Below are 19,637 nucleotides of genomic sequence, written 5' to 3'. Positions count from 1 at the left end.
AGATTGAAATATAATTTTCAATAGCATTTATAATTCTGTGAACATTTTTGTAATATGTTTTAGGCATGTTGCAACAGTATAGTTTGCGATTTAGGACTATTGTTACTTTTTAAATTTAACATTAAACAAAAAAACATATTATGAAAAATATTTACAATATCAAGAAGAATTATTTGAATATAGTATTATTTCTATTCACAATAAATTTTGCATACTCACAAACATATACAAGCTGGATAACAGGAAGTACTTCGGATGTTAACACCACAACTACAGGCGGTACATGTTTAATGGGAGGCGGAACAGATAATGATGATGCAATAAAATGGATGATACAAAAATCAGGTGGCGGTGATTTTGTTGTCATTAGATCTGCAGGTACAGGAGCTTACAATGATTATATCTATGGATTGGGAACAGTAAATTCTGTAGAAACAATTTTAATAGATACTAGAGCAAAGGCCAGTATTGCAGAAATTGCGACAAAAATCAGAAATGCTGAAGCTTTATTTATTGCAGGTGGAGATCAAGCTACTTATGTATCTTATTGGAAAGATACTCCGGTCGAAGACGCTATAAATTATCTTATAAACACAAAGAAAGTACCTGTTGGAGGAACCAGCGCTGGATGCGCTATTCAAGGTAAATATTATTATAGTGCTGCAAATGCAAGTGTTACATCAGCTCAAGCCTTGGCCAATCCATATAATTCAGATATGACCATTGGAGCAAATGATTTTCTAAACAATCCAATACTGGCTAATGTAATTACTGATACACATTATAATAATCCGGATCGCAGAGGTAGGCAAACCGCTTTTATTGCCAGAATGTGGAAAGATTTAGGTGCGGGATTGAATGCTAAAGGAATTGGAGTTTATGAAAAAACCGCAGTATGTATTGATCAGAATGGCATTGCTAAGGTTTTTGCTCCGGCAAGCGCAAACTATGCTTATTTTTATCAATTTGATACCAGTTCGTTACCAGAAACCGTGACTTCAGGCTCTGCTTTAACTTGGAACAATAACGGAAAAGGAGTAAAGATCATCAAAATTGAAGGGGATAGTACAGGGTCTACCACACTAAATTTAAACGATTGGACGACGGTTTCAGGATCTAAAGCAAGTTATGGAGTGATTAAAGTAGTTAATGGGACTTTAACAGAAACATTAGGTACTGCACCATCAGGCTGTCCTATGCCTACAAATTTAACTGTAGGCAGCATAACAACTAATTCTGCAATCCTTAACTGGGCGGGTACTGCAACAAATTATACTGTTAAATATAAGACAAATAGTTCATCAACTTGGACAACACTTAGCGCTACAACAGCAACTTCGGTTAATTTAACAAGTTTAAATACCAATACTGTTTATAATGTTGAAGTTTATGGCAATTGCACAAGCGGTTCTTCTCTAGCTGCAACGATAAACTTCACCACAACATCTGGAGGGGGCGGTACAGTGACCTATTGTTCTTCCGCCGGAAGTGATGCCAGTAGAGAATGGATTAAAAAAGTAGCAATTGGCAGTATTAGTAATTTAAGTAATTCAAATGGAGGTTATGCCGATTTTTCTTCACAAGTAGCTAACATCTCTAAAGGAACCGCGACCACTTTGACATTGACTCCTGGATTTAGTGCAACGAGAAAATTATACTGGAAAGTATTTATTGATTTAAATAATAATGGTGCATTTACCGATTCGGGAGAAGAGGTATATTCTATTTTTAGCAGCTCCACTTTAACACCTCAAATCACAATACCGTCATCAGCCGTAAATGGAAACATCAGAATGCGGATCATAGTAAGTTACAATTCAATTACATCTTCTTGCGGTACTTATACTTATGGCGAAACAGAAGATTATACATTGAATGTTTCAGGCGGAACCGCAAAATTTAAGGAAATTAAAAATATAGAAGTGACGAATAATCCGATAGTAATTTACCCAAATCCGACTGTAGATATCCTTAAAATTGATTTTGCAGTGGCAGAAAAAGAAGATATTCAAGTTTCTATTTATGATCTTAATGCTTCGCTTTTAAAAACAATTAACGTTAAGGGGAATCCTGGTGAAAACAGCTTAGATGTGAACGTTTCAGATCTAAAAGCGGGTCAATACTTACTTTCCATCAGAAAGGGAGACCAAGTCGTAAAACGTTCTAAATTTATAATATCAAATTAATTTTTTTGTTTTTTAAAGCATTCCGCAGATAATGACAAAGCAATCAATTTTCATACTTCTTTTTTTAGAATTATTTATTTTGATATTGGGAAACTATTTTTCAAATGAATATGTTTCCCAATATTAGATTTTTAGAAAATCTTTTTGTTTTATTTGGCAGGAATCTTAAAATTATAAAGAAAAATCATTATAAAAACTAAAAGGGTAAATAAAATTTAATTAAAAGTGTGGTTTTTATTTTTTAATTCATTTTTTTTTCTACTTTTAACATCAAATAAAATCAGTCTCTTTTGATTTCAGGGAAAGCAAATACAATCACAAAAACAAAATCTCTTACTTTAAGAGGTCTTCAGCCTATCTTTAATTGCTGAATAAAATTGATATTTATACACCACCGTTCTGGAGTGTTTGATATCATTATTGTATTTTTTTATTTTCTCAACCAAACTAACCCAAACCAAATGAATTTTACCAATTTATCAAACCGCTGTATTGATTGCAAATCACTTTATCTAAAAGGTTTGCAGCCAATATTTAATTGTTAAAGTTTCCCTTCTTCGTTTACAGATTTTTATGCCAAAACGCTTCATTTTCATGAATAGTTAAGGTATTTCTATTGTCAATTTTATTAAATTTTAAATCAAGAAAATGAAACTAAACAATAAACTAAAGCTAATTGTTGTGTTGTTATCATGCATTTCAACATACGCTCAAAAAACTATAAAAGGAACTGTTGTAGACAAACAATCCAATATACCCATGGCAGGTGTCAATGTTATTGCGCCTAATTCAAAAGCAAGTGCAATTACAGATTTTGATGGAAAATTTGAACTTCAAATACCTGATAACAGCAATTTAATAGAACTCTCTTATATCGGATTTCAAACTCAAAAAGTAATTATAGATGGAAAATCCAATTACACTATTTTTATGACATCAGGTCAACAAAGTCTAGATGAAGTGGTGATTATTGGTTACGGAACACAATCTAAAAAGGATGTAAGTTCGAGTGTACAATCTATAAAAACAAAAGACCTGCCTCAGGGAACCTCCTCAAGTTTTGAAAATAGTCTGCAGGGACAGACTCCAGGGGTGAATATTAGTTCATCGTCGGCTACACCGGGAAGTGCTGTGAGTGTTAATATCCGTGGTGTATCTTCTATTTCGGCCAGCAGCCAGCCTTTATACATAGTAGACGGAATTCCAATAGTATCTCGAAATAATTCAGCCTTGAATGCTAATATACAGCCTGTTAATCCTTTAGCGGATTTGAGCCCAAATGACATTGAATCTTTTACAATTTTAAAGGATGCTGCAGCTGCAGCTATATATGGATCAAGAGGTGCGAATGGTGTAATCTTAATTACCACAAAAAGAGGTAAAACTGGTGCAAGTATTGTCGATGTTAATTACTATACTTCTTTTGCTCAAATTTCAAAATATCCAAAAATGGTAGACAGCGAGAAGTTTAAAAAATTTTTTAATACCGCTGCAGAATTTGACGGACTAGGTTCTGATTATTTTGATTGGATTGATACTTCAAAAGGAATCAACACCAATATCTATGATGAAATTTTCAGAGTGGGTGTAACGCAAAATTTAGATCTTAGTGTTAAAGGCGGAAGCGAAAAAACAAGTTATTACTTAAGCGGAAATTATTATAATCAGGAAGGAATTCAATTGGGGCAAGGCTTTAAGAGATTAAGTGCTCGTATGAATCTGGATCATAATATTAATGAAAAGTTTAAAATTGGAAACACTTTTTTTATAACTAGAAGTAATCATCAGCGAACAATTGGAGAAAACGATGAATATGGAGTTGTAATTAATGCGCAGGGATGGGATCCTACAGAACCAATTTATGATGATAAAGGGAATTACACCAATCCATTCAAATACAATACTTGGTGGCCTCTTGAGAATCCTGTTCAAATTGCCAAAGAATATAAAAACAACTCTCAATCGACACGTGTACAGGGAACAGCATATGTGGAATGGAAAATTATTCCAGATTTAAAATTTAAGTCTGCTTTTTCATTAGAATATTCCAACTTAGTTGAGGATTCTTACGTTCCGTCTGGCACAAATAAATCTAAAACAGGTGAAGGTATTTTTGCGACTTATGAAGAAACCAACTGGCTTTTGGAAAATACTTTAAACTACAACAAACAGTTTGGCGAAAAGCATAATTTCGGAGCTATTTTAGGCTGGACAATACAAGAAAATGAAACTCGTTTTTCAGATCAGTCTGGTGTAGGATACGCTACTAACACAACATCTAGTATTTCGGCGGCAAGTACAATTATTGCGAGTACGTCTGGTAGAAATCAATACGGATTGCAGTCTTTTTTTGCTAGAGCAAATTATGTTTATGATGATAAATATATAGCATCATTTACAGTGAGAGCTGATGGTTCTTCCCGCTTTGGAGAGAACAACCAGTATGGTTATTTTCCGTCAGGATCATTGGCATGGAGAATTAATAAAGAGAAATTTTTCAAAATTGAAAGTATTTCTGATTTTAAAATCAGAGCCAGTTACGGACTTACAGGAAATCAGGAAATTGGTTCAAACTGGAGAGGAACTTATACTTTGAATGCTAATTATAACGGAGTTCCGGGAATAGCGCCTAATCGATTAGAAAATCCAGACTTGGGATGGGAAAAAACAAAACAGCTCGATATTGGATTAGATTTTGGATTGTTTAAAAACCGAATCAATTTTACGGCAGATTATTTCAACAAACAAACAGATGATCTTTTATTGCAGGCTAAAGTTTCGGGACTTACAGGCTTTAACTCCGTTTACCAAAATGTTGGGGCTATAGAAAATAAAGGATTCGAATTTGGAATTAATGCTGCTGTCTTTGATGGAAATGATTTTAAATGGAATACAGGAGTAAATTTTACGCTGCTTGACAACAAGATTAAAAAATTAATCAATGATGGAGAAGAAGTAGGAAGAAATCATATTCTTAAAGAAGGACAAGAGGTTAGTACTTTATATTTAATTAAATTTTTGGGTGTAGATCCTCAAACTGGAGACGCAAAATTTGATGACGTGAATAAGGATGGAATTATTGATTTCTCTGACAGGCAGATTGTTGGCGGTGCATTACCAACTTATTTTGGCGGATGGAGCAATAATTTTACATACAAAGGATTTACCTTAACAGCAAACTTCGTATTCTCTGGAGGAAATAAAATATTCAATCAAAGCCGACATGTTTATGATAATTATGGTTATACAAAAAGCGGCATCCCTTATTCTAATATAAGCGAAAGAGTATATGATAATTATTGGAGAACGCCTGGGCAAATTACCGACGTACCAAGACCATCAACAAAAGATGGGCAAATGCAGCGTTTTAGCACGCAGTTTTTGGAAGACGGTGATTTCATAAGATTGAAAACGTTAAGTCTTGCTTATAAACTGCCCTCTAATGTTATTCATAAAATTGGTTTAAATAGTCTTTCTCTTTACGTACAAGCTCAAAATTTGTTTACCATAACAGATTATTTAGGTTTTGATCCTGAGGTTTCTACAAATACTTCAAGTCAGCAAGATTTAAACAGCATGCAAGGGGAAGATTTTGGAACTCTAGGCCAGGCGCGCACTTTTACATTAGGACTAAGTACAACATTTTAAATTTTAAAATCATGAAAAATAAAAAGATATATATATTCTTGTCTATGCTGCTTGCCTTTACAGTTTTAGGATGTGACGATGTATTAGACACTAAATTAGATGATGAAATTCCAGCGGCAACTGCAATAACTGATAATATTTCATTAAAGGCAGCAGCTGTCGGATTATATGATGTGATGCAAAGCGGCACTTACTATGGAGGTGAATTTATATTGGCTCAGGAATTAACAGGCGGTAATGCTGATGCGACAGGCTTTCAGGAACGTTTTACACAATTAGACAATGCTATTGTCCCTCCCTCAAATGCTTATATTCAAAGCAATTGGGTAAATGTTTATTCTCTTGTTAATGCCAGTAATTTGATTTTGCTAAAAATGGAAGAGCTTCAGTTACAAGATGATAATTCTAAAGGAACTGCACTTTTCTGCAGGGCATTAGGGCATTTTGATGCGCTGCGTCAATTTGGACAATTTACAGATCTAAACTCAAAATATGGTGTTCCTGTTTCAACTAAATATTTGGATGCAAAAGCGGCAGCCGAAATTTCCAGGTCTACTGTTGCAGAATCTTATCAGCAGATAATCTCAGATTTAAAAGAAGCTATCGGAATTTTGAAATATGACAGTGCTAGATTTTTTATTACAAAAGCAGCAGCCGAGGCTTTACTTGCAAGGGTTTATTTATATCAAGGTGATTATGATAACGCTATATTGTACGCCACTAAAGTGATCAGCAATAGTACTTATAAATTAAATACAAAATTTAATGATATTTATGATGTTGAAGGTTCGTCTGAAGCTATACTGGAGTTACAGTTTTTAGGTATTGACGGCAATAGTTTAACCGAATATTTATCAGTTTCGCCTCCAGAGGTTTCTGCCAACTACAATAATTTCTTCAAAGCAATGGACGCTGATAACGATCCAAGAAGCTATAAATATTATGATTCAGGAAAAGAAGTTTTTTGTGATAAATATGGAACCCGTGACAGCGAGATAGATGGAAATGCAATTATCCTCAAACTTTCAGAAATCTATTTAATCCGCGCAGAGGCACTGGCAAAGAAAGACCCGCAAAATTTAACTTTAGCTTTGGCTGATTTAAATGTGGTGCGTCAAAGAGCTCTGCCTGCTAAACCTTACACTTTAGCGGAGATTCCAAATCTAGATGCTTTTACTAATATTCTCATTGAAGAAAACAAAAGAGAGTTAGGCTTTGAAGGACATCAGTGGTTTACTATAGTTAGATTAGGAAAGGCATCTTCAATTTTAAATATTCCTGCCTTTAGAACAACTTATCCGATTCCGCAAAATGAAATTACGATTGCGCGCGGCAAATTAGAACAAAATCCAGGATATTAAAATCAAAATAAGAAGCTGCTACTGCGGAATCCATCAATAAATGGTATTTCGCCAGCAGTCTTCTTTCAAATCAAAAAAAAGAAAAAGAAAAAAGAAATGACAAATAAAAAAACCTTTGCACTTTGTATACATGGAGGTGCCGGTGTAATAACTCCTGAGAATTTATCACAAACAGACAAAAATAAAATAAAAAATGACTTAATTCTTGCCTTGAATGCAGGAGAAGCAATTTTAGCAGAAGGAGGCAATGCTGTTGATGCTGTTAGTGCCGCTGTAGTAGTTTTAGAGAATAGTATCCATTTTAATGCAGGAAAGGGAGCGGTTTATTCTCGTGAGGGCAAACATTTACTGGAAGCGTCAATAATGGATGGTGCTACTTTAGAGGCTGGAGCGGTAGCGAACAGTATGAAAATTAAAAACCCTATTTTATTTGCCAAAAGCTTATTAGCAAATAAAGATATTATAATGATTTCAGGCGAGGCTGCGGATAGTTTGGCAGAACAAACTAATCATGAATTAGTGGATAACCATTATTTTGACACTGATTTTAGAAAAGAACAATTTTTGGAGGCGAAAAAAATTTCTGAAACAGCAAGTTTTTTGGATCATACCAATTTAAAGATGGGAACTGTTGGCGCTGTTGCTATTGACAGAAATGGTAATATAGCTGCAGCAACTTCAACTGGAGGTATGACCAATAAATTGGATGGACGTATTGGTGACTCTGCAATTATCGGTGCTGGTACTTACGCCAATAATAAGACTTGCGGCGTGTCCTGTACAGGTGTTGGAGAATATTTTATCAGGGCCACAGTCTCTTCAATGGTTTCAAATTTAATGGAATTTGGGAAAATGTCTCTTGAGCAGGCAACTGAAGTAACCATCAAAGGCCATTTGACAAAGCTTGGAGGAGAAGGAGGACTTATCGCAATTGATAAGGATGGCAATGTTAATTTTTCTTATAACTCGGAAGGAATGTATCGAGGATATGTGAGTGAAAAAAATAGTGAGAAGAAAGTGTTTATCTGGGATCTGGAAGAAAAAATTTAATGTCAAAAATGAAAACTTTCAAACAATTAGCAATGATAATTTTATTACTAAGTTTATCATGCAAATCAAAACAAAATAAGTCTTTCAAACAAGATAATTTACCAGCAGGCAAAATTGTAAAAAATACAGCCAAAGGAAACTTATTTATAATTGGAGGCGGTAAAATATCTAAATCACTGATTAAGGAATTGATAAGCACTAGTAATTTGAAAGATAACGATTTTATTGTAATACTTCCAATGGCAAGCGAGGAGCCAGACTCTGCGTCATACTATGCTAAAAAAAGTTTTGTTGACGTAGGGATCAATGCGGATAAAATAAAAACATTTAATTTAAAAAAAGAGCAGCAAAGCATTTATCAGATTTATTCTATAAAAAGAGCATCCTTAGTTTACATTACTGGCGGTGACCAAAATTTATTTATGTCCCAAATTCTTCACACACCAGCATACCAAGCCATACACACCGCATACCAAAATGGTGCGACAATTGCTGGAACAAGCGCTGGCGCTGCTGTAATGAGCAGGGAAATGATAACTGGTATTGAGTATAAACATTCTCAGTACACTGGTAACTTTCGAACTATTGAGTCAGAAAATTTTGAGATTAAAGAAGGACTTGGACTAATGCCCTCTGCAATCATAGATCAGCACTTTATTTACAGGATGAGAATGAACAGGCTCCTTTCAGTTGTTTTAGAGCATCCTGATAAAAAAGCAATTGGTATTAATGAATCAACTGCCCTAATTGTTCATGGTGACTCAGCAGTAGTTTCTGGAGAATCACAAGTTATCATTTTAAAAAACTCGAATAAAAATAGTATTAAAACAAAAGATGGTCTTTTGGGCGGTGAAAATATTCTTATAGACATTCTTCTACCTGGAGAAAAATTTAAACTTTAAAAAAATGAAACTATTACAAAAATTTCCAGATACAATCACTATCATTTTAGTGATCACTATTCTTTTTATTGGTTTAACTTGGGTTATTCCTGCAGGAGAGTTCGATAGGTCACACGGGAACAATACTGAGAAGATTATTGCAGGTTCGTACAAACATGTAGCGGCATCTCCTCAAGGAATTAAAGCTTTTTTAGAAGCTCCGATTAAAGGTTTTATTTCCGCATCGCAAATTATTGCTTTTGTATTTTTGGTTGGAGGTGCTTTTTCTATTATAAATTTGACAGGTGCCATAAATGCTGGACTTTTTAATGTAATTGAGTTCAGTCAAAAAAAGCCAAAACATAAAATTTTCATTATTCCTTTTTTAATTATATTGTTTTCTTTTGCTGGAGCTACTTTTGGATTGAGCGAAGAAATTTTAATATTTATTTTAATTACCGTACCCATGGCAAAAGCGATGGGTTATGATGCTATTGTTGGTGCCGCTATTCCAATTGTTGGCACTGGTGTTGGTTTTGGAGGAGCCTTTAGTAACCCATTTACTATTGGTATTGCACAAGGTATTGCACAAATTCCAATTTTTAGCGGGATGGAATATAGGATTTTTGTTTGGTTTGTTTTGACAACCTGTGCCTGTACTGTAATCACTCACTATGCAATAAAGATCGAAAAAAATCCCGAGAAAAGTCTATTATTTGGCAGTACTGATGAAAAAGAGAAAAGCAGTCTTGAGGTATCAGATTTTAAATTAGACGGTTCAAGAAAAATAATTTTATATGCACTTTTTGCTTCAATTATCATATTAATTTATGGGGTGAGTAATTATGATTGGTATATAAACGAAATTGCTGCTTTATTTTTGGCATTAGCAATTTTTGTTTCCATTATTTACAGAATGTCTATGTCAAAAGCGATAGATGCTTTTGTATCTGGAGCTAAAGATATGATGACAGCAGCTTTGGTAATTGGACTGGCTAAAGGACTATTAATCATTGCGCAGGAAGGCAAAATTATTGACACAATACTTAATTCAATTGTATCAATAACGCAGGACACGCCCAAAGCTATATCCGCCGAATGTATCTTTTTTTTCCAATCATTTTTAAACTTTTTTATTCCTTCAGGATCAGGACAAGCTTCTTTAACGATGCCTATTATTATTCCTATTTGTGATGCATCAGAAATAAGCAGACAAATGGCTGTGCTTACTTTTCAATTAGGTGATGGCTTTACTAATCTTATCATTCCCACAAGCGGGGTTACAATGGGAGCGCTTTCTTTGGCGAAAATACCCTATAGTAAATGGTTTAAATGGATGTTGCCTAGAATGTTGGTGTTTTTAATAGCGTCTATGCTGCTGATTCTCCCTCCTTTATATTTATTTAATTGGTAAAATCATAGTAAAATGAAAACAATTACGATAATTTTTCTGCTGATTTTAAGCGGTTGTTCTTCTGAAAATAATCAGGAAAATTCAGTTCAACAAAAACCAGAAGTAAAAAACTACGTGTCTTATTTTACAGGAAATAAAGTAGATAAAATTACTGTTCCAGAAGGCGGAATCTGCTTAATGGGAGGAGCCACCGAAAATGATGAAGCAATGAAATGGTTTCTAAAAAGGGCAGCTGGCGGAGATGTTTTGATATTAAGAACTTCGGGATCCGATGGTTATAATTCGTACTTACACTCTTCTTTAGGTGTTGCCGTTAATTCTGTTGAAACCATTGTCTTTAAGACTGCTGCAGCGAAGTCAGATAAGTATATATTGGATAAAATAAATAATGCTGAGGCGATATGGTTTGCAGGCGGAGATCAATGGGAATATATTTCGTATTGGAGAAATACTCCAATTTCAGAAGCAATTAATAAAGCTATTAAAAGAAAGGCAGTTGTAGGCGGAACCAGTGCTGGAATGGCTATTCAGGGTGGTTTTTATTTTTCGGCTCAAAACGGCACGATAACTTCTCAAGAAGCTTTATTGAATCCTTATGATACTAAAATTGCACTATCAAATGATTTATTTTTAGATAATGCAATATTAAAAGATGTAATTACCGATACGCATTATGATAACCCCGATAGAAAAGGAAGGCATGTGACTTTTTTAGCTCGAATTATAAATGATTATAAAGTAGAAGCTAAAGGAATTGCGTGTGATGAATACACATCGGTATGTATCGACGAAAAAGGAATTGCAAGAGTCTTTGGCAATTATCCTGCAAGGGAAGATACCGCATACTTTATAGCACCAAATACAGAAATTCCAGATAACAAGCCAGAAATTTGTAAGCCTAACACTCTACTGGAATGGAATCGGAATGCAGCTGCAATTAATGTTTATGAAATTAGAGGAACTAGTACAGGAGTCAATACATTTAATTTGAATAATTGGAAGGATGGAGTAGGAGGCGTATGGAAAAAATGGTTTGTAGAAAGTGGTAAACTAAAAGAGTAAAGAAGCTAAAGAAAAATGCATTTTAATGAAAGATGAACCATTTTTGTCTTTAAAATATAATAAAGTTATGTTGCAATTAAATGTAAAGAACGAAACGTCAAGACTGCGTGCCGTAGTTTTGGGTTCTGCCGTTCATAATGGGCCGACTCCTTCATTAGAAGAAGCCTATGATCCTAAATCATTGGAACATATTAAAGCAGGAACATATCCTATCGAAAAAGATATGACTGCTGAAATGGATGCTTTTAATGCTGTGTTTCAAAAGTATGATGTAACTGTTTACCGCCCCGAATTGATAGAAAATTACAATCAGATTTTTGCAAGAGATATTGGATTTGTAATTGATGATGTTTTTGTGAAATCTAACATTCTGCCAAATAGAGAAAGAGAGTTAGATGCCATTCAATATGTAATTGATCAAATAGATCCTTTAAAAGTGGTGCGTCCGCCGGAAGAAGTTCATATAGAAGGCGGAGATGTTATGCTTTGGAATGATCATATTTTTATTGGTACTTATAAAGGAAGCGATTATAAAGATTATATAACTGCAAGAACAAATATGCATGGCGTCAATTTTATAAAAGAATTATTTCCGAATAAAATTGTAAAAGAATTTGATCTGGTTAAATCGAAATTGGAAGCCCGCGACAATGCATTACACTTAGACTGTTGTTTTCAGCCGGTTGGAAAAGACAAAGGAATAATCTATAAAAGAGGTTTTCGTGAAGAAGCAGATTATCTGTATTTGGTAAATTTATTCGGGAAAGAAAATTTATTTCATATCGAAAGAGAAGAAATGTACAATATGTTTTCCAATGTATTTTCGATTGATAAAGATATTGTGGTTTCTGAGAAAAATTTTACCCGATTAAATAACTGGCTCCGTTCAAACGGATTTACTGTGGAAGAAATTCCGTATGCTGAAATTGCAAAGCAGGAGGGTTTATTGAGATGTTCAACACTTCCATTAATTAGAGACTAGAAAAATAAGTTTCAAGTTTCAGGTTTCACGATTAAAACTTGAAACCTGAAACCTGAAACAAAAAAGATAAATAAATGAGACAAACAACAAATGCAATCGTAATGATTCGTCCAGTTGCTTTTAGAATGAATGAGCAGACGGCTGTAAATAATTATTACCAAAAAGTATTAGACGGATTATTGCCAAGTACAGTAAATGCTAAAGCCCAGCAGGAATTTGATGCTTTTGTTGAGAAACTGAGAGCTGTTGGCGTTGATGTAACGGTTATAGAGGATAGTTTGGAAACCGATACCCCGGATAGTATTTTTCCAAACAACTGGGTTTCATTTCATGAAAATGGCGATGTTGCGCTTTACCCAATGTTTGCTGAGAACCGCCGCCAGGAACGCCGCGAAGATATTTTAGATACTCTAGAAGAAAAAGGATTCGAGATTACTAATATAATGGATTATACTTCTGCAGAAGAGGATGGTATTTTCTTAGAAGGAACAGGAAGTTTATTATTAGATAGAGCCAATGGAAAAGCATATTGCGCCTTATCGCCAAGAGCAGATAAAGAATTGTTTATAGAATTCTGTGAAGATTTTGATTATGCCCCTGTAATTTTTGAAGCTTTTCAGACTGTTGACGGCGAGCGTAAACTTATTTATCATACAAATGTAATGATGTGTCTGGGCGAGACTTTTGCGGTTATCTGCGCAGATTGTATTGACGATAAAAAAGAACGTAAAATGGTTCTGGATAATCTTAAACAGGATCAGAAAGAAATCATTTTAATAACCGAAGCCCAGGTAAATAATTTTGCTGGAAATATGTTAGAAGTCAGAGGAAAAGATGATAAGCGGTATATTGTTATGAGTGCATCGGCGCATCAAAGTTTGACTCCTAAGCAGATTTCCCAGTTGGAGAATCATGCTGAAATTTTAAGTTCAAGTTTAGATACAATCGAGGCTTGCGGCGGCGGAAGTGCCAGATGTATGATGGCTGAAGTTTTCTTGTCCAGATCTCCGCGTACATTACGCCAAAAAACAAAAATTAATTTCAATAAATACTAAAAGAATAAATTTATTTAATTGTTAAAATTATAAAGCTGAAACTCTTCAGCCTTTTTTACCTTAGATCAAACTGAGTCATTTTTAAGAATATTTCCTAATAGACCAAAACTTTAACAAAACTTCGTTCCTGCTATTTTTGGCATAAACGAAGTTTTGTGATTTGTGTCAATTATGTAGATCCATTTCATTTACTGTTATTAGGGCAGTACTTGAAAAGTCTAAAGCAGTCAAAAAAGAAATTACCTTATTTTCTACTTTTGAATTCTTAACCATATAAAAAATTTCTGTTTGGTGTTTAGATTCATTTTTATTTATGATTAAAGGTTGTAACCTATTAAAGATTCTCACCACGTGTGCATCTGGCAATAGGGAAGCGATCTTTTCACTAGCAGATTTTCCTATTATTACAGGGAGAGAAGAAGATGGAGATTCAAACTTAAAAATGGAATTGTTAGTGTGTAATATTATTTTTTCGGACATATCTGATAAACGGGATACTGATGATTCTAGTTCTTCCCAGTCTAAAGAGAATACAATGATTTCAGCTATAGCTGCGTCATACATATCAACTAATTTAACATTATTGCCCATATTTTGAATTATTTCTTTTAAGCCATAAATCTGCTTTGTGTGGCTGATTAATACTTCATAGCCTAATTTGGCAGCTCTATGCGCATAATCCATATTTATATTTTTAACTCCTATAATTCCGACTTTCATTTCTTTGATATCTGTTTTATTTTGTAGTGTAAGCTATATTCTGTAAAATCTTAAGCAATCGTGCTGAACTAATTAAATAACTCTTTTTTTTTTGCTCTAAAGGCAGCCAACTAATTCCAACAGAGTACTGAAAGAATATTATACTTAGACTGAATTTCATTTATTCAATTTAGATTTTAATAAAATTGAGTAATAAATATATCTCCCCAAGCCATAAATGATAGTTGAGTATAGATTTGAAATTTATAATCTACACGAATATTTTAATAATTGAAAATTGACTGTAGTGCTTTTAAATAAAAAGATTAACAATCAATTATTCGTTAGGTTTATCATTTTTGCGATAAGAAATATAATAATAGAACAAAATACTGCAGTTAAAAACTCGAAGTAGTAGATTTAGCTGCTGGTTAATCTCAACAATTAAAGATTGGTTGAAGACCTCTTAAAGAAAGAGTTTTTGTAGGGATCATTTTGTTTTTTCTTTTCAAAACTAGAAAGATTTTTAGTAGGTTAAAAATATTAAAAAAAAATAAAATGTCAAAGGTGATTACTTATATATGTCCTCTTTCTCACTTTTATTTTTTAGTGAAATATGGCAGTATGTTTTTGGAATTGAGATTTTACTACTTCAAATTTACTGACATTTGAGCTGAGTTAATAAGTTTGATATTACAGAGAGCTCCAGATAGCGTACTGCGATTCTGCAACAAAAAATAGAATATGAAGGTGTTTAATTTTTTATGGCAAAAGTTATTAAGTACACAATTTCATAATTTTAATTTTGTGTTACAGACCAAATCTAGTTTTATAATATTCTAATTCATTTTCAGTTTTATTTAAAAGCTTTTCTAAAAGTTTTATTTTGTCCTCATAAAGTTCTTTTAGAACTTTATAGTTATCATTTAAATCTGTGTTAGTATCTTTAATTGTATTTAAACTTTTAATACATTCTTTACTGTCAAAATTTATTATCTCTTCTATACTAGCTTCGAATATTACGCTAATTTCTAGCAATTTAGAATATGACACAAGAGTTTTTCCTTTTTCAATTTTGCTATAACCGGCTTGGGTAATGCCAAGTTGATCAGCCATATATTGCTGTGTATAATTTCTTAATTCTCTAATGTTTTTAATTTTATTTTTTATTGACGTGCCCATGTAACGGGGATGTTGTACCGTTTTTTTCATCTTTATTATGATTTAAGTCATTAGTACAAGTTTTTTAATTTAAAGTCTATTTTTTTGAAAATAGTATAGCAGCCAAGACCTGCTGTAAATAATAAAAAAAGCATTGAGTAAATAAAACCTTCAACTGGTTCATGCGCTAAATAAATACGATGGCGATTTGTTGATCGCGCAATCATTAGAGTAACAAATATTACATAGAAAACTGGTTTTTTCATGATTCAGAATAGCAGGTAGTTAAGCTAAAAGCATTTATTAGATTGTGCAAAACATTCTTTTTTAATATTGTATATGCAAATTAACAGGGATACCTTTAAAACTAAAAGGGAGAAGTAATAACCGACAGTTATATAGTATAACCGTTTACTGCAATAAATTCCAGCTATGAAAATTCTGATACTACATCACTACGATATTGCAAGCGGAGTGGTGAAGTATAAAATCCTGATTTAGTTTAATTCAATTATTAGAATTAATAGTAACAATGACTGCTCCTAAAAAATTCGGTCAAGAAATTCTTTGGTAATCGGTTTTACATGAAAAGAAACCACATTCTTATTATTGCTTGATCGTGCAATATCTTCATTATCAATTGTTGAGGATATGATATAGGTTTTGCAATAATTTTTTAGAGTAGTTGATAATTTATCATATGCTTCCATAAATTCAAATCCGGACATTAGAGGCATGTAAATGTCTACAAAAATTATTTCAGGTAATTTAGAAATATTGTCCTGATTCTCCTGCAGATATTTCATGGCTTCTTGTGCCTCTGTATAATGCAGCACATTTTTCCCAAAATTATTCTGCGTAACCATTCGTGAGATAATATATAAATCTACCAGATTATCATCAATAATCATAACGGTTTCAAATTTTGAATGTAGTTCTTTTAGCATGGTTTCAAATTTTTTAGAGTGATATTAAATTTGGTTCCGATCCCTTTCTCTGACTGCACTTCTATAGAGCCCTGTAATATTTCTACAGCATCTTTTACGATATATAGACCAATACCTGAGCCATCTTTGCCCGAAAGACGAAAAAACATTTCGAATATTTTTTGATGATATGCAGGATCAATTCCTATCCCGTTATCTACTATTGAAAAATGTAGATTTTCATTATCCGAATATCCAAATATTTTTACAAATCTGTCATCTTCCTCTTTTTTATGGTATTTTATGGCATTTGAAATTAGATTTTTTATAATGGTTGTAAATCTAAGCTTGTCTGTGTAAAAAAGTTTTTGTTCGGTAATTTCAATTTCAAAACGAATCCCTTTAGCTTCTTTCATTCTTTGGAGCGAATCTACTATATCAAGTACCATTTCATTTGGCGAAATCTGTTCCACTAAAATCCCAGTACGGTTATTACGCGAATAGCTTAAAATATTTTTTATAAAGTCATCCAAACGATTGATGCTAATCCGTATCAATTCAGCATGCTTCAGAGTATCAATTTCCTTGCTTTCTGTTTCAATAAAAGAGATCAGACCAAGAATAGATGTTAGAGGCGAACGTAGATCGTGTGATACACTATATACAAATCGATCCAGTTCCGAATTGGTTTTGATAAGCTCCCGATTTCTTTTTTCCAAATTTGTTTCTGCCTTTTTGCGATCAGAGATATCATTAGAAAGAATTAATCTTGCTGCTGTTCCTTCATAAACAACATTATGGGCAATAATTTCAACAGGAATAATAGTTCCATCTTTCTTTATATGATTCCATATTCCTCTATTATAATTCGATTTAGTAATATTTGAAGTATCACTCGATTTTATGAAATGAATTTTATCATCATTTGGCCGTATGTCCAAGGCAGTCATAGAAAGGAATTCTTCACGGCTATATCCGTATTGCAGAATTGCCATTTTATTTACATCCAGAAATTTAAAAGACACTAAATCAATAATCCACATTGGCATTGGATTGTTGTCAAAAAGATACCTGTATTTTTTTTCACTTTTTTTCAGCTCTTTTTGTGCCAGTTTCATTTCAGTAATATCAGAAAGTACAATAACTGCTCCTGTTATTTCACCATCAGCATTGTGAAACGAAACTGGGTGTGGCAGCACATTGCGCTTATCGCCATTCGGGCGCTCTATAATTATTTCCTTATTAAGGATTGGATCACCATCTTTTAGTGCTGTAGCCAACGAACATAAATTCAAAGGTGCAGAGTGCTCTTTTTTATTATCATTACTGTACCATGAATTACACCATAAATCTTTTCCTAATTCAGGCTCTCTACCCCATAATGCGGCTGCGGCCTTATTATAAAGTACTATTCGTCCTTCAGCATCGCAAGAGTAGGTAGCAACTGGCAATTTATGGATTAAATCTTTATACATTTTTTCGCTTTCTTCAATTTTTTTTCGCGATAGAACCTGCTCTGTTACATCGTTCCCAAAAATGAATATTCCGTCAATAGTATTATCTGCATTCCTGCGGGCCTGAAAAATAAAATTTAAGTAAAAATCTTTGAATTTTCCGTCGCTATAACGATCAAATGTTATGAGCATTTCATTAGCACAAAAGCTTTCCCCTGTTTTAAATACATTATCTAAAATTTCAAAAATCCCTTGAGTTTCAAGTTCTGGCAAAACTTCTTTTACAGTCTTCCCAATAATATCCCTCTTATCAATTAACTGCAAATAAAGTTCGTTTGCCAATTCATAAACGTGGTTGGGACCATTTAAAATTCCCATATAGGAAGGGGCCTGCGAATATATATTAAAGAATTGCAGCCTTTCAAATTCAATTGCTTTTTCTATATTTTTTTTCTCAGTAATATCTCTCCCTATGCAGTAGCATAAATTTTTAACATTATCTCGTACAACAGACCATTGCAAATAGATAATATTTGTGTTTTTGTGGATGAACTTTTTTTCAAATATAGGTAAGTGTGTCTCGCTCGTAAAATCAAAATTTTCATTTATCGGAATACCATTATCCTCATGAAATAAAAAATCACTGTATTTTTTACCAATTAATTCTTCAGGTTTATAACCTAAAATACGTTCTGAAGCTTTATTTACCCATACAAATCTTCCCTCTTCATCACAAGAGCAGATTAGATCCATTGAAAAATCTAAAATTTTACCAAGGTCAGTTAAAGGTTCTTCCAAATGATAAGTAGTATTATCATTTTTTTCTTCTGCCACGTTGCTTTCTGAATTATTATGGATATTCATTTTGCGGGTAATTGAGGTTAACTTTTTATTTTTAATCTTTAAGTTTTATAAACTTGTTAAAATCATCTTGCCGTCTTTTGGCAATTGGTAAAATTACTCCATTAGAAAGTTCGCAGAAGTAGCCGTCTTTTTTTGAGATTTTAGCGATATAACGAAGATTGACAATATAAGAATGGTGTATTCTAAAAAAATAACTGTTATCAAGAATTGTACTGTATTCACCTAGATTTCTGCTTGACATTATCTTGGCTCCGTTACTTAAAATAAAAACGGTATACTTCCCATCTGCTTTGCAAAAAGTAATTTCGGACATTGGTATGAGTTCTATTTTTTCTAAAGATGCAACGGCAACATAATCATTTTTTTGACTTATAGTGTTTGAAATATTTATATTGTTAATTTTTTGATTTTGATAGGAGCGCTCCATTTCCCTTCTTTTAATTACTTTATAAATAGCCATTATTATGGAATTAAAATCAATTGGTTTTAGTAAAAAATCAACGGCATCGTGTTTAAAAGCTTTAACAGCATAATCTTTATTTGCTGATATGAATACAAGTTTCGGAATATTAAATTCTAATTGTTCGAGCATTTCAAAAAACAAATTATCTGTAAGATAAATATCTAAGAAAATAAGGTCTGGCTTTTTCTCTTTTATTAAAGTCATTACGTCTTTTGTACAATCCGCATTACCAATTATCTCAATAATCATAGCGTTTTCTTCCTCAAATTTTTTTAAGATTTGAAAAGTTTCTTGTTCCTCAGATATGATTATGGCATTAACAGGAGTCATGTCTTTTATTTGCGCTTTATTATCAATTCAAAAATTTAGTTCAAAAATTCAAATATGAATGTGTTGATTATTAATTATTTTACTCATGTCTACAATGTTAT

14 protein-coding genes are annotated in these 19,637 nt (G+C 33.0%); 9 read left to right on the top strand and 5 right to left on the bottom strand.

Annotated features, from left to right (window positions below; all coding sequences use genetic code 11):
* Positions 1–140: 140 nt before the first annotated feature.
* The 9 genes from QE431_RS13970 (at position 141) to ctlX (ending at position 13,639) form a co-directional block, all read left to right on the top strand.
* A complete protein-coding gene (locus tag QE431_RS13970; protein WP_307296945.1) occupies positions 141–2,186 on the top strand; it encodes a GEVED domain-containing protein in 2,046 nt (681 codons plus the stop codon).
* 648 nt (positions 2,187–2,834) lie between these two features.
* Positions 2,835–5,834, top strand: coding sequence for a TonB-dependent receptor (locus QE431_RS13965; RefSeq protein WP_307296943.1), 3,000 nt, complete (start codon positions 2,835–2,837; stop codon positions 5,832–5,834).
* Positions 5,835–5,845: 11 nt separating this feature from the next.
* Positions 5,846–7,195 (top strand): RagB/SusD family nutrient uptake outer membrane protein, encoded by a 1,350-nt coding sequence (locus tag QE431_RS13960; RefSeq protein ID WP_307296940.1) that lies wholly within the window; start codon positions 5,846–5,848, stop codon positions 7,193–7,195.
* A 96-nt stretch (positions 7,196–7,291) separates the two neighbouring features.
* Positions 7,292–8,245, top strand: coding sequence for an isoaspartyl peptidase/L-asparaginase family protein (locus tag QE431_RS13955; protein ID WP_134140339.1), 954 nt, complete (start codon positions 7,292–7,294; stop codon positions 8,243–8,245).
* A gap of 8 nt (positions 8,246–8,253) precedes the next feature.
* Positions 8,254–9,147, top strand: a complete 894-nt coding sequence (locus tag QE431_RS13950; RefSeq protein WP_307296935.1) for a cyanophycinase — start codon at positions 8,254–8,256, stop codon at positions 9,145–9,147.
* A 4-nt stretch (positions 9,148–9,151) separates the two neighbouring features.
* Positions 9,152–10,540, top strand: a complete 1,389-nt coding sequence (locus QE431_RS13945; RefSeq protein ID WP_057116308.1) for a YfcC family protein — start codon at positions 9,152–9,154, stop codon at positions 10,538–10,540.
* A 12-nt stretch (positions 10,541–10,552) separates the two neighbouring features.
* Entirely contained in the window at positions 10,553–11,602 is a 1,050-nt protein-coding gene (locus QE431_RS13940; protein ID WP_307296933.1) for a cyanophycinase, read from the top strand.
* Between the two features lie 67 nt (positions 11,603–11,669).
* Complete coding sequence (locus tag QE431_RS13935; RefSeq protein ID WP_307296932.1) at positions 11,670–12,584, top strand: dimethylarginine dimethylaminohydrolase family protein; 915 nt, start codon at positions 11,670–11,672, stop codon at positions 12,582–12,584.
* Positions 12,585–12,658: 74 nt separating this feature from the next.
* Positions 12,659–13,639: a citrulline utilization hydrolase CtlX gene (ctlX, locus tag QE431_RS13930; RefSeq protein ID WP_307296931.1), complete on the top strand. Its 981-nt coding sequence runs from the start codon at positions 12,659–12,661 to the stop codon at positions 13,637–13,639.
* A 165-nt stretch (positions 13,640–13,804) separates the two neighbouring features.
* Here ctlX and QE431_RS13925 read toward each other — a convergent pair whose 3' ends face one another.
* From QE431_RS13925 to QE431_RS13905, 5 genes are all read right to left on the bottom strand, one after another.
* Positions 13,805–14,359: an NAD(P)-binding domain-containing protein gene (locus tag QE431_RS13925; protein ID WP_307296930.1), complete on the bottom strand. Its 555-nt coding sequence runs from the start codon at positions 14,357–14,359 to the stop codon at positions 13,805–13,807.
* Positions 14,360–15,148: 789 nt separating this feature from the next.
* On the bottom strand, positions 15,149–15,520 hold the full coding sequence (locus QE431_RS13920; RefSeq protein ID WP_057116989.1) for a helix-turn-helix transcriptional regulator: 372 nt from the start codon (positions 15,518–15,520) through the stop codon (positions 15,149–15,151).
* Positions 15,521–16,041: 521 nt separating this feature from the next.
* The gene (locus QE431_RS13915; RefSeq protein WP_057116304.1) at positions 16,042–16,446 is read right to left on the bottom strand and encodes a response regulator; all 405 of its coding nucleotides are present in this window, start codon (positions 16,444–16,446) and stop codon (positions 16,042–16,044) included.
* Entirely contained in the window at positions 16,440–18,743 is a 2,304-nt protein-coding gene (locus QE431_RS13910; RefSeq protein ID WP_307296928.1) for a PAS domain S-box protein, read from the bottom strand. Before QE431_RS13910 ends, QE431_RS13915 begins: the two co-directional genes overlap by 7 nt.
* 31 nt (positions 18,744–18,774) lie before the next feature.
* The gene (locus QE431_RS13905) at positions 18,775–19,536 is read right to left on the bottom strand and encodes a LytTR family DNA-binding domain-containing protein (protein ID WP_281866032.1); all 762 of its coding nucleotides are present in this window, start codon (positions 19,534–19,536) and stop codon (positions 18,775–18,777) included.
* Positions 19,537–19,637 lie beyond the last annotated feature (101 nt).

Source organism: Flavobacterium sp. SORGH_AS_0622, assembly GCF_030818825.1.
Lineage (GTDB): Bacteria > Bacteroidota > Bacteroidia > Flavobacteriales > Flavobacteriaceae > Flavobacterium.
This window is presented reverse-complemented; position numbering and strand designations above follow the sequence as displayed.